Annotated in this window: 8 protein-coding genes and 1 pseudogene; 5 read left to right on the top strand and 4 right to left on the bottom strand. The window is 75.4% G+C overall.

All coding sequences use genetic code 11. The features are described from left to right. The first annotated feature begins 65 nt into the window (after positions 1–65). The 4 genes from ACIOD1_RS12365 to ACIOD1_RS12350 all read left to right on the top strand — a co-directional run bounded on the left by ACIOD1_RS12365 (position 66) and on the right by ACIOD1_RS12350 (position 5,113). The gene (locus ACIOD1_RS12365; protein ID WP_401901840.1) at positions 66–1,496 is read left to right on the top strand and encodes a DUF6777 domain-containing protein; all 1,431 of its coding nucleotides are present in this window, start codon (positions 66–68) and stop codon (positions 1,494–1,496) included. A 261-nt stretch (positions 1,497–1,757) separates the two neighbouring features. Further along, positions 1,758–2,261: a hypothetical protein gene (locus ACIOD1_RS12360; protein ID WP_365623583.1), complete on the top strand. Its 504-nt coding sequence runs from the start codon at positions 1,758–1,760 to the stop codon at positions 2,259–2,261. Positions 2,262–2,424: 163 nt separating this feature from the next. Beyond that, positions 2,425–2,856 (top strand): type IV pili methyl-accepting chemotaxis transducer N-terminal domain-containing protein, encoded by a 432-nt coding sequence (locus ACIOD1_RS12355; protein ID WP_365623582.1) that lies wholly within the window; start codon positions 2,425–2,427, stop codon positions 2,854–2,856. A gap of 172 nt (positions 2,857–3,028) precedes the next feature. Beyond that, positions 3,029–5,113: a SpoIIE family protein phosphatase gene (locus ACIOD1_RS12350; RefSeq protein WP_401901838.1), complete on the top strand. Its 2,085-nt coding sequence runs from the start codon at positions 3,029–3,031 to the stop codon at positions 5,111–5,113. A 58-nt stretch (positions 5,114–5,171) separates the two neighbouring features. Here ACIOD1_RS12350 and ACIOD1_RS12345 read toward each other — a convergent pair whose 3' ends face one another. Then, positions 5,172–5,930, bottom strand: coding sequence for a DUF4328 domain-containing protein (locus ACIOD1_RS12345; RefSeq protein WP_365623578.1), 759 nt, complete (start codon positions 5,928–5,930; stop codon positions 5,172–5,174). A gap of 191 nt (positions 5,931–6,121) precedes the next feature. Here ACIOD1_RS12345 and ACIOD1_RS12340 point away from each other — a divergent pair, with 191 nt between their 5' ends. After that, a complete protein-coding gene (locus ACIOD1_RS12340) occupies positions 6,122–8,914 on the top strand; it encodes a phosphodiester glycosidase family protein (protein ID WP_401901836.1) in 2,793 nt (930 codons plus the stop codon). Positions 8,915–8,921: 7 nt separating this feature from the next. Here the strand turns inward: ACIOD1_RS12340 and ACIOD1_RS12335 are convergent. The 3 genes and pseudogenes from ACIOD1_RS12335 to modA form a co-directional block, all read right to left on the bottom strand. Further along, a pseudogene (locus ACIOD1_RS12335) lies at positions 8,922–9,448 on the bottom strand (LD-carboxypeptidase). Between the two features lie 78 nt (positions 9,449–9,526). Further along, complete coding sequence (locus ACIOD1_RS12330) at positions 9,527–11,485, bottom strand: ABC transporter permease (protein WP_401901834.1); 1,959 nt, start codon at positions 11,483–11,485, stop codon at positions 9,527–9,529. Between the two features lie 153 nt (positions 11,486–11,638). After that, positions 11,639–12,460, bottom strand: coding sequence for a molybdate ABC transporter substrate-binding protein (gene modA, locus ACIOD1_RS12325; protein WP_365623572.1), 822 nt, complete (start codon positions 12,458–12,460; stop codon positions 11,639–11,641). Positions 12,461–12,553 lie beyond the last annotated feature (93 nt).

The following is a 12,553-nucleotide window of genomic DNA, read 5'->3' as shown; positions in this document are numbered from 1 at the left end:
GTACGTCCGTGTCGCGCCCCGAACGTCCCACCGGGGCCGCCCGCCGAGCCCGGGAAGAAGAGGCCGTGACCACGCAACCCTCCGGCGAACGGCCGCCCGAGCCCGCCGCACCGTCCGCCCCGCCCCCGGGCCCCACCGGTTCCACCGGCTCCGGGCGGCCCACCGGACCGCCCTCCGGTCCGCTCTCGGGCGGCGGGAGCGGCCCCCCGCCCCCGGGGCCCCCGGCGCCGCCCACCGGACCCTCGGGCGGTCCCCCCGGGCCCTGGTGGCGTTCGGTGCCCCGGCTGGTGACGGTGGCGGTGGCCCTGGCCGCGGTCGCCGCCCTGGTGGTGGTGCTGACCCGGCCCGACGGCGGCGGCTCGACCCGGCACGCCCGGGCCGAGGTGTTCCTCCAGCCCGCCGGGGCGACCGGCCCCGACCCCTTCACCGAGTCCACGGCGAACCGGCGGGCCACCCCACCGGCGGAGCCCCCGCGCCAACCGGCCCCCAGCGGGGCCCCGACGGGCACTCCCCGCGTCAGCGGCGCCGCCCCGGGGCTCTACGGCGGTACGAAGGACGTGGCGAGCTGCGACGTCGAGAAGCAGATCACCGCACTGTCCGCGCAGCCGGCCAAGAACGGGGCCTTCGCCTCCGCGCTCGGGATCCGTCCCGCGGCCGTACCCGGCTACCTGCGCTCCCTGACCGCCGTGCAGTTGCGCGTGGACACCCGTGTCACCAACCACGGCTTCCGTGACGGCAGGGCCAACGCCTACCAGGCGGTCCTCCAGGCGGGCACGGCCGTCCTGGTCGACGACCGCGGGGTGCCGAGGGTGCGGTGCGCCTGCGGGAACCCGCTCGGCGAGCCCGTGGCGCTGCCGGCGAACCCGAAGCGGCACGGTCAGCCGTGGAACGCGTACCAGCCCGCGCGGGTGGTGGTCATCGCGCCGTCGACCACCGTCATCAACAAGATCGTGATCTACGACCACCAGGACAACCGCTGGTACGAGCGTGGCCGCGGTCCCGCCCGGGACCGTGACGAGCCCGTCGTGGCGCCCGTCGTCCCGCCGGTCGTGCCGCCCGTGACCCCCTCCGGGTCCCCGCCGGCCTCCCCGGCCTCGCCGCGGACCTCCCCACCGACCTCCCCACCGAACTCCCCGCCGATCTCGCCGGGGGACGGCAGCGCCCCTCCCGGGACCACCTCGCCCCCCGCGACCGGGAGCGACACCCCCGCGCCCGAGGACAGCGGCGGCACGCCCTCCGACGGCCCCTCCGCGGGTCCCTCCACCGGCACGTCGGACAGCGCGCCCGCCGGTCGGTCGTCGGGCACGTCCGACACACCGGCGGGCCCCTCCTCCGGTACGCCCTCGGACACCCCCGACGAGGACCACACGGGCACGGAGGACGGGTCCTCGAAGCCCGCCCTCACCGACCGGACGGGGACCCCGACGGGAGCGAGTACGCCCGGCGCGCCGCCCGCGCAGGACCCGCCGGCGCCGCCCGGGCCGCGCCGGCCCTGAACGGGGTGGCGCCGCACGGCGGGCGGGATTCACCCGTTCGGTCCAGTCGGGTCGGCGGCGGACGCCCGCCGGAATGCGAAGGGCTGGCAACTGGCCGCCGCCCCAAGCGCGTTGGCCTCCGACCTCTCCGGTTGCGGACTTCCGCGGCGCGGCACAGCCTGGATCATCGGACCGTCCGGAGCCCGTCAGTGGCGCGGGCCGTCCAGACAGGGCGGCAGGCCCTGCCCACCGTCCGCACCGGACGCACCCCAAGGAGCAGCCATGACGCAGCCCACCCCCGGCGACCCCGGCACATCGGGCGCCTCCCGTACCGCCGGAACCGCGCACACGGCACCGCCGTCGCGCACCCCCTCCGCCTCCAGTCCCTGGGCGGCCGGCGGAGTCGCCTTCGCCGGTGTCCTCCTGCTGTTGGACGGAGTCCTGAGCATCCTGAAGGGCATCGTCGCGATAGCCGAGGACTCGGTGTACACCGAGATCGGCGACTACGTCTTCAAGTTCAACGTCACGACCTGGGGATGGATCCTCCTCGTCCTCGGCGTCATCCTGGTCGTCGTCGGTGTGGGCATCCTCAAGGGCGCCGGCTGGGCCCGCGGCCTCGGCGTCGCCCTGGCCTGCCTCAGCCTCGTGGCGAACTTCCTGTGGCTGCCCTACCAGCCGCTGTGGGCACTGATCTCCATCGCCATCGACCTGTTCGTGATCTGGGCCCTGTGCACGGACCGGTCCCACCAGGCACACGAGACGCACCCGACGCACGCGGCGCACTGAGGCCACGGGCCCGGCCGGGCGTTCACCCGCCCGGCCGAACCCGCCGCCGCCGCGCGGATGCGGAAGGCGAAGCCCTATGCGAGGTTTATCCCGACTTGACCGCAAAGGATCTCGCTCGGAGGCGGACTCCCGCCGGCGAATCTGTCGAGGAAGGCCCCACTCAATGAAGCGTTTCGTGGCGACCAGTCTGATCTGTGCCACCGCGGCACTCGGCCTCACCGCGTGCTCAGACAGCAACGATGAGACCCCGAAGGAGGAGGCCACCAAGGCCGCCGCCGCCCTGTGCAACGACCTGGCCACGCTCAAGGCGGACTCGGCCAAGCTCCGCGCGATGGACCCGGCCAACTCCACGAAAGACCAGATCAAGAGCGCGTTTGACGCGGTGCAGACGGACTGGGACAACGTGAAGAAGAACGCCCAGTCCCTGGAGCAGGCGAAGCGCGACGGCGTCAAGAACGCGGCCGAAGGCCTGAAGAAGTCGTACGAGGACCTGCCGGGCGACACGACCGGCCAGCAGGTCATGACCTCCATCCAGCCCGAGCTCGCGAAGCTGGACGCCTCCGTGGCCGCCGCCTCGACCTCCCTGAAGTGCTGAGCCCGGACACCGTTGGTTGACCCCGGCCGCCCCCGGGCCGTAATGGCCCCGGGGCGGCCGGCGTCGTTCGCGCCCGTGCCGGAAGGGAAGGGACCCGGCCGGCCGCGGGGAGGCCCGAGCGGCGTGCGCACGCCGTGGGGCGGGGAAGGGTGAGCGGTGAGACGCTGGCTGCATGGACCAGCGGGGACGGACCCCCGAGGTCGACTGGCCCGCGCGGCCCGATCTGAGCCTGGCGCTCAACCGCATGGGCACCTTCGACTGGGACCTCGACGGCGGGCGCATGCACTTGGACGCCACCGCCCTTGAGGTCCTCGACCTGCGCCCCGACGAGTTCGACGGGACCCCCGAGGGGGTGCGTGCCCGCGTCGTGCCCGGCGAGGAGGCACGGCTCGACCGCCGGGTGCGCCGAGCCCTCGACGACGGCCGCAGCCACTACGGGGCCTACTTCCGCACCCATCGCGCGGACGGCGGCGTCGCCTGGACCCACATCCAGGGCCACATCCTGCGGGACCCGCACGGCCGCCCGTACCGCGTCATCGGGATCCTCCGCGACGCCGCCCAGGACCCCGGCGAACCGGGAGCCTCCGGAGAGCGGGACGAGGGCCGCCGGCGGATGACCGGGGTGGTCGAGCGGACCACCGCCATCCTCGCGCACGCCCGCACCGTCAACGACGTGACCGACGTCCTCAAGGACCCCGAGGCCCTCGGACACCTCGGCGCCGTCAGCGTCATGCTCGGCGTCGTCGACGGGCCGCGCGTCCACCTCGTCGCGGAAGGGCAGCTCGGCTCGTACGTACCGGAGATCGAGTACACCCGCATCGACGCCCGGTTCCCGATGAGCGAGGCCGTACGCACCCTCCAGCCCGTGTACCTCTCCTCGCGCGAGGAGTTCCGGCAGCGCTACCCGCTCCTTTGGCCGTACATCGAACCGCTGTCCGTGTGCAGCGGGGTCTACCTCCCCCTGATCGCCCAGGGCCGGCCCGTCGGCGCGCTCGGACTGCTCTACAGCAGGGACGGGGACTTCACCGCCGAGGAGCGCAACGTCCTCGTCGCCCTCGGCAGCGGCATCGCCCAGAGCCTCCAACGGGCCATCCTCTTCGAGCAGGAGCACGACCTCGCCGAGGGCCTCCAGCGGGCCATGCTGCCGCGCCGGATCCCCGAGGTCCCCGGCGCGCGGATCGCCGTGCGCTACCGGGCCGCCCGCATGGGCCGCGACATCGGCGGCGACTGGTACGACGTCATCCCCCTCGGCGAGGGCCGGGTCGGGGTCATGATCGGCGACGTGGAGGGACACGACACCGACGCCGCCGCCGTCATGGGACAACTGCGCATCGTCCTGCGCGCCTACATCCTCGAAGGGCACACCCCCGGCACCGCCCTGGCCAGGGCCTCCGCCTTCCTGCGCGACCTGGCCACGGAACGCTTCGCCACCTGCACCTACGCCGAAGTGGACCTGAACACCGGAATGCTGCGCCTGGTCCGCGCGGGCCACCTGGACCCGCTGGTGCGGCGCGGGGACGGCAGCTGCCACCGGCTCCAGGTGGCCGGCGGGCTCCCGCTCGGGCTGCCCGAGCGCGAACGGGCGGGGACCACCGGCTCGGGATACCCGGTCACGTCCATGGAGTTGCATCCGGGAGACACGCTGTTGCTCTGCACGGACGGCCTGATCGAACGCCCCGGCGCGGACCCCGAGAGCGGGGTGCGCGAGCTGATGGAAGCCGCCCGAACGGGCCCGGTCGACGTGGAGGAACTGGCCGACGTGCTGTGCGACCTGGTCGGGGACGCGGGCGGCGGGGACGACATGGCCCTGCTCCTGCTGCGCCGCCGGGGGAGCCCCGGACCGCGCGCCGGCGGCCCGCTGCGGCAACGTCTCGCTCCCGGCGACCCGGACGGCCCGGCGGTGGCCCGCCACCTGATCCGGGCGGCGGTGGCCGCCTGGGGCGCCCGGGAGCGGGCCGACGAGATCGAACTCGCCGCCGACGAGCTGATGACCAACGCCCTCGTGCACACCGACGGCGGCGGTGAGGTGACCTTGAGGCTGACCGCCGACGGCCGGATCAGGATCGAGGTCGAGGACTCCAGCAGCGCCCTGCCCCGACGCCGCGAGGCGGACGACTGGGCGGTGTCGGGCAGGGGTCTGATGCTGGTGGACCGGCTCGCGGAAGCCTGGGGCGTGGAGGCCCGGGGCAGCGGCAAACGCGTGTGGTGCGAGTTCGAGGTCCCGCCGCGGACGGCGGAGCCGGGGGCCGACCACTGACCGCGGCCGGCGGCGCCGTGGCCCGGACCGGGTGGGCCCGGACCGGCGGGTCCGGAACTCACACGGCGGCGTAGGGGCCCTGTGCCGCCTTGATCTCCTGGAGGGCGGTCAGCCGGCGCACGAAGAGGAAGGCCAGCACGGCCGCCACCACCGCGCTCAGGTCAGAGACCGCCCCCAGGGCGGAGGCTCCACCGATCTCCTCCGCCGTCTCGGCCCGCTCGTAGAGCGATCCGAAGGCGCGGTCGATGAGCATCATGGCGACGAACATCAGCCACCAGGCGGTCACCGGGGCGTTGGAGACGCGGCGGTAGGAGCCGTCGGGGGCGAGCTGGATGCTGGCCTCCCAGGTCTCCCGGGCCGTCCGGTAGGGGAAGAAGAACTGGGCGATCGGGACGAACCAGCCGCCGATGGCCCAGCCGGTCGACTGGGTGAAGCCGTCGGGGCGGAAGACCTGGCCGTTCGAGCGGACCCGGTGGAACCAGATGATGAAGACCACCATCGTGGCCAGCCGGAGCGCGACCTGCGCGAGGCCGGTCATGGCGGTCAGGGAGTCGGACAGGTTCAGAGTGTCCTCCTCGACCGAACCGGGGTCCGCGCCGAAGTCCTCCATCAGCTGCCGGGTGTAGAGGTTGACGCCCGCCGAGAAGAGGTCGACGGCCGCCCCGACCGCGAGCAGCACGGTCACCGCCGTCGCCAACCCCCGGGGGGAACGCAGCACGGCCGAGGGCGTCGGCGCCGGGCTCATGACGGGCGGGTACGGGGCCTGGACCGGGCCCCGGTTCGGGGTCGCTGACGGGTCGGACGTGTTGACGGACATGACGGAAGATCCCCCCACGGGACGTGTGACATGGGAACGGACCGCCTGATCGGCGGCCCGAGCCGACTGAACATACGTCAGGACCCTCGCCGCCGTCCAAGGGGTTCGGCGGAGCGGCGAACGGCTGAACCGCCGCTCCACGCGGCGGGTCGGTCATCCGATGGTCGTACGGTGTGACCGATCCTGCCGGGGTGTCGATCTTCCGCCCGCTCCGGCCCGTGTTGCTCCCCGTGCTGTTGACCGGGTTCCTCACCGCGCCCGCCCTGCCCGCGCACGCCGCCACCCGCCCCGGGGACGCCCGCGCGGCGCGTGTCGGGGCCCCCGCCGAGCAGGGCCTCGGGACCGGCGCCGAGTCGGGCCTCGGGACCGCCGAGTCGCGCATCGAGACCGGCGCCGAGCCCGGCATCGAGACCGCCCGGACGGCGCGTCAGGTCGCCCCCGGGCTGCGCCTGGAGTCCTACGACCGGCTGGAGGGCGACCGCTGGCTGCGGATCGACGAGCTGACGGCCGACCTCGGCGGGCCCGACGGCCTGCGCGCCGAGTACCTGCCCGCGCCCGCCGGCGGACCGGCCCCCCTCGCCGAGGCGGCCGCCCGGTACGCCCCCGGACCCGGGCGGCGCGTGGTCGCCGCCGTCAACGGAGACTTCTTCGACATCCACGCCACCGGAGCACCCCTCGGCCCCGGCGTACGGGGCGGACGCCTGCTGCACTCCGCCTCGCCCGGCCCCGGCGGCGGCTCCGCCGTCGGCTTCGGCGCGGACGGCTCCGGCCGCCTCCAGCGCCTCGGTCTGGACGCGACCGTGACCCTGCCCGGCGGCGCCGTCCACCCCCTGACCGGGTACAACGCCGCCAAGCCGGGCGCCGAGTCCGCCTCGGGAGGGTTCGCCGTCTACACCGCCGACTGGTCCGGGGCGACCTTGCCGGTGCTCGGCCCCGGCCCGGCCGTGGAACTGCGCGACGGCCGTGTCACCGCCGTCGCCGTCACCCCGCGCCGCCCCGCCACCGGCACCACCCTGCTCGTCGCCCGGGGCCCGGCCCAGCGGGCGGCCCTGGCCGCGCTGAAGGTCGGGGACCGGGTCGGGGTCACCGCCCGGCCCCGCCCGCTGACGGGCCCCGACCCCGTCACGGCGATCGGCGGCCGCGAGGTCCTGGTCCTCGACGGAGCCCCGGTCGGCCACGCGGGCGAACCCAACGACACCTCCGCCCCGCGCACCGCCGTCGCCCTCTCCCGGGACGGCCGCCGACTGCGCCTCGTCACCGTCGACGGCCGCCAACGCGACAGCGGCGGCCTGACCCTCACCCGGCTCGGCGCTCTCCTGCGCCGCCTCGGCGCGCACCAGGCCCTCAACCTCGACGGCGGCGGCTCCTCGACCCTGCTCGCCGGGCGCGCCGGCGAGCGCGCGCTGCGCCTGGAGAACGCCCCCTCCGACGGCCGGCCGCGCCCGGTCCCCAACGGGCTCGTCCTGACCGCCCCGGCGGGCTCGGGCCGGCTCACCGGGTACCGGCTCGAGGCCCTGGGGGGGAGCGCCCGGGCCTTCCCGGGCCTGGGACGCACCCTCACCGCCACCGGGCACGACCCGGCCCTCGGCCCGGCGGCGGGACGGCCCGAGTGGACGGCCACCGGCGGCCGGATCGGGCCGGAGGGGATCCTCCGCGCCGACCGACCCGGCCCGCTGACGGTGAGGGCCCGCCACGGCGACGCCCGGGGCGCCCTCCACCTCGACGTGCTCGGCCCCCTGACCCGGATCCGCCCCGTCCCCGCCAGGATCGGCCTCGCGGAGTCCGGGGAGAGCGCCGGCTTCACGCTGACCGGCTACGACGCCCAGGGCGCGGCGGCCCCCGTCGAACCCCGGGACCTGACCCTGGCCTACGACCGCTCCCGCTGGCGGGTCGCCGAGGACGGCCGGGGCGGCTTCACCGTCACCGCCCTGACCGGGCAGGCCTCCGGGCGGCTCACCGCCACCGTCCGGGCCACCGGAACCACCGTCGAACTGGCCCTCGGCGTCGGCTCGGTGGCCCGGCCCCTGGCGGGCTTCGAGGACGCCGCCGGTTGGAGCGGCCCCGGCGCGGCCCCCGCCGAGGGCCACCCCGGCCCCGGGCTCGCCCTGAGCGCCGCCCCCGACGGCCCCGCCGCCGCGACCCCGCCCCGCCCGCTGCCCGTGCCGGAGCAGGCCCGGTCGCTGACGCTGTGGGTGCGCGGTGACGGCTCCGGGGCCCGGCCCGCCGTGGAACTGGAGGGCGCCGACGGGAGCCCCGCCACGCTCCGGGGGCCCGCCGTCGACTGGACCGGCTGGCGGCGGCTCACCCTGCCCCTCCCCGTCGCCGCCGAACGCCCCCTGCGCGTCACCCGGCTCTCGGTGACCCCCGGAAGCGGGCCCGGCAGGCTGGTGTGGGACACCCTGAGCGCCCTGACCCCGCCCACCGGGCCCGCCACCCCCGACCCGGCCCGTCCCGACCCGGCGGTGACCACCGCCGCCGAAGTCCGCTCCCGGCCCTGGCGGTTCTCCGCCGACCCGGCCGAGGCCGGGGTGCGGGCCGCCGGGGTGCGGCCGGCGGGGACGGAACTCGTGCTGACCGGCGCCGAACGGGATCCGTTCGTACACGGCGGAGTGCGCTTCCTGCCCCTCGACACCCGACGCCGCACCCTCGACGGGGGCGGCGGACTCGATCGGATGCGGGCCCTGGAACGAGCCTTGGCGACCGCCGCCCGGGAGCCGGGCACGGGCGCGGTGGCCGTCGTACGCCCCTACGCGCCGGGCCGTCTCGACGCCAAGGAGACCGCCCTGCTGGAACTGCGCCTCGCCGAGTTCCGCCGGGCCACCCACAAGGGCGCCGCGCTCATCACCCTCGGCGGGCCCCGCTTCGCCGCGACCCGCTCCGAGGGCGTGCCGCACCTCACCGCCGCCCGGGGCGCCCGCACCCTGTTCGGAGTGGACCCCTTCCCGAGCGCCGGCCGTGACTGGCTCGCCGTGCACCCGGGGTGAGGGCCCGTCAGTAGGTGACCGTGATCCTCCGGGCGGCCCCGTCCACCCGCACCCGGCCCCCGTACGGGATCACCAGCCGCGGATAGGTGCGCCCCAGGTCTCCGAGGTCTCCAGGAACAGCACGCCCCCCTCGTACCCGACCGGATCCCGCCCGATCTCGCCTCCGGCCGTCAACAGCCGGTAGAGGGTCACCAGGTTGCCGCCCCGGCTCCGCCCGGTCGCGGTCGGTGTCGCGGTAGCGCTCGGAGGGGCGCAGCTCGTAGGGCCCCGGGGTGAAGAGGGCGGCGCGCACCGAGTCGGCGGTCAGCGGGTGCGGTGTCGTCACCGCCGATGGTGGCCATGACCGCCTTGATCGACGGATCGGCGAACGCGGTGTGGACGTCGTCGGCCCGCTTCTGCGGGGTCGAGCCCATCTTCCGCGTGGCCGGGTACTCCACCGGCTCCGGCCGAACTCTTCCCGCAGCCGCTTCAGGCCCGGTCGTGGGGGAGCGGGAGGATGCCGGCGGGCCCCGAGGACGGCGAGATCACCGCGATGCGGTCTCCGGGCGCGGGCTCGGGCGGTTAGGCCGGGGCGGCCGTGGAGGAGATCATGCCGCGAGGACAGGGGCGGTCTCAGAGTGCGACGAGGGTGACCTCGGTGGCCTTGACGCTCGTCCAGAGCCGGGCGCCGTCCCGCACGCCGAGATCGGCCGCGGCCTGCGGGGTGATCTCCGCGACCAGGTCGGGGACTTCGTCCGAGCCGACGAGGACGCGGAGCCGGCTGCCGACGACGGTGATCTCCCGTACGGTGCCGGGCCAGACGTTGCGGGGGCTGCCGGAGGGGCGGTCGTGGTGGAGGGAGACCGCTTCCGGGGCGATGATCGCGAGGGCCCGCGTCCCCTCGGGGAGGTTCTCGGCGGCGACCAGTCGGCCGCCGCCGGTGAGCGCGACCCCTGCCGCGTCGGTCGTGCCGGGCCAGGCGTTGCGGCCGAGCATGCGGGCGACCCAGGGGGACCGGGGGTGACGGGTGACCTCGGCCGGAGTGGCGTCCTGGAGGGCGTGGCCGTCGGCGAGCACGAGGACCCGATCGGCGAGGGAGACGGCTTCGACGGGGTCGTGGGTGACGATGAGGCAGACCCCCCCGAAGCCGGCGAGGTGGGTGCGCAGCGTGTGGCGGACGTGGGCCCGGGTGGTCTGGTCGAGGGCGGCGAGGGGTTCGTCGAGGAGGAGCAGCCGGGGGCGGGCGGCGAGGGCCCGGGCGAGGGCGACGCGTTGGGCCTGGCCGCCGGAGAGCTGGGCGGGCTTGCGGTGGGCGAGGTGGCCGACGCCGAGCCGGTCCAGCCAGTCTTGGGCCTCGGCGCGGGCCCGGGCCTTGGGGGCGCCGTGGGCGCGCAGGCCGTAGGCGGTGTTGGCCAGCGCGCTCAGGTGCGGGAAGAGGGCGCCGTCCTGGGGGACCCAGGAGACCCCGCGTCGGTGCGGGGGCAGGGTGGTGACGTCGAGGTCGCCGAGGCGCAGCTCGGCGTGGGCGCGGGGGGTGAGCCCGAGGAGGGCGCGCAGCAGGGTGGTCTTGCCGGCGCCGTTCTCCCCGACGACCGCGATGGTGGTGCCGGGTTCGGCGTCCAGGGTCAGCTCGTTGAAGCCCGTCACGCGTGCGCGCAGCGGCCAACGGTCGCCGTCGGGAGGGGCGGGCGCCGAGGGGTCCGAGGGCTCCGGCGTCTTCGCGGGGCCCGGCCCGGGGACCGCCTCGGGCTGCGCATCCTCGGAGACCGGGGCGGCCGGCGCGGTCCTCGGGGTGATCGGGGTGCCCGTCCAGCGGCCGCGCAGGGCTACCAGGACCGCCATGGCGATGGCCAGCAGCAGCAGGGACACCGAGGTCGCGGCCTCCGGCTGGTCCTGGAGGAGCAGGTAGACCTGGAGCGGCAGGGTCTGGGTGGTGCCGGGAAGGTTGCCGGCGAAGGTGATGGTCGCGCCGAACTCGCCGAGCGCGCGGGCCCAGGTGAGCGCCGCGCCCGCGATCAGCCCGGGGGCGACCATCGGCAGCGTCACGGTGAAGAACACCCGGACCGGGGAGGCGCCGAGGGAGGAGGCGGTCTCCTCGTAGCTCTGCTTGAGCCCGCCGAGCGCGCCCTCCAGGCTGATCACCAGGAAGGGCATGGCGACGAAGGTGGCCGCGACGACCGCGCCCGAGGTGTTGAACGGCAGCGTGATGCCGAAGGTGTTCTCCAGCCACGGCCCGAGCAGTCCGCGCCGCCCGAAGCCGAGGAGCAGCGCCACACCGCCGACGGTCGGCGGCAGCACCATCGGCAGCAACACCAGCGAGCGGACCAGGGACTTGCCGGGGAACTCGACCCGGGCCAACAACCAGGCCAGCGGCACGCCGAGGACGAGGGACAGGCCCAGTGCCCACAGGGACACGAACATCGAGAGCCTGAGGGCCTGCACCACACCGGGAGAGGTGAGGTGGTCGGCCAGCTCGCTCCACTGCGTGCGGCTGAGGATGCCGAGGAGCGGCAGCAGCAGGAAGGCCACGGCGAGCAGCGCGGGGAGCGCGAGCGTCAGGGGCGGCCGGGTGCGGGTGCGGTGTCTGCTCATGAGGGTTCCTGGCGGGGCGAAGGCGGAGGCGCTGGTGTCGGCGGATGCGGTGGAGTCGGCGGACGGGTCGTCACGGGAGCGTACGCACGAAGGAGGGGCCGCCCGTCCCCCCGGACCGGGCGTCCCCTCCCTCACGTCGGCCCGCGCAAGCCGTTACGCCTTCTGGAAACCGGCGTCCTGGAGGATCTTCTGCGCCTCGGGGGTGCTCAGCCACGCCACGAACGCGGCGGCGGCCTCGGCGTTCTTGGAGCCCTTGAGCGTGGCGGCCGGGTAGGAGGCCACCGCGTTCTGCTCGTCCGGGATGTCGACCGTGACGACCTTGTCACCGGACTTGGCGGAGTCCGTCTTGTAGACCAGACCGGCATCGGCCTCGCCCAGCTCGACCTTGGAGAGGACGGCGCGGACGTTCGGCTCCTGCGAGACCGGCTTCACCTCGATCTTCTGGGCGTCGAGGATCTGCTTGCTGTAGCGACCCACCGGGACCTCGGGCGCGGCCAGGACGACCTTGATCTTGGAGTCGGCGAGGTCCTTCAGCTCGTCGACCTTGAAGGGGTTGTCCTTGCCGGTCGCGATGACCAGGCGGTTCTTCGCGATGATCGTCGCGTTGTTCGTCTCGGCCTTGAGGCCGTCCATGGTCTTGGTGTCGGCGGTGACCAGGGCGTCCGCCGGGGCGCCCTGCTTGACCTGGGCGGCGAGTTCCTGCGAACCGGCGAAGGAGAACTTGACCTCGGTGCCGGGGTGCGACTTCTGGTACGCCTCGCCGGCCGTCTTGAACACGTCCGTCAGGGAGGACGCGGCGAGGACGGTGAGGGTCGCGGGCTTCGCGGCGGGGGAGGCCGGGGCGGAGGCGGAGGCGGACGGGGAGGCGTCGGCGTCGGTCTTCTTGTCGCCGTTGCCGCAGGCGGACAGCGGGATGAGCAGGGCGGCGGTCAGGACGGCGGCCGCACTGCGACGGCGGGTGAAGGTCGCGTTCATGGGTGCTCCTCGGTTCGGGTCGGCGGGCCGGCCGGGTGCCGGTACCGCGTGGTGGTGACCCGCGCCGGTGACGGGCGGAGCGGGTGGGACGAG

The organism is Streptomyces sp. NPDC088097 (genome assembly GCF_044741845.1).
Classification (GTDB): domain Bacteria; phylum Actinomycetota; class Actinomycetes; order Streptomycetales; family Streptomycetaceae; genus Streptomyces.
Note: the sequence above shows the minus strand (reverse complement) of the source record. Positions and strands in the feature narration are given on the sequence as shown.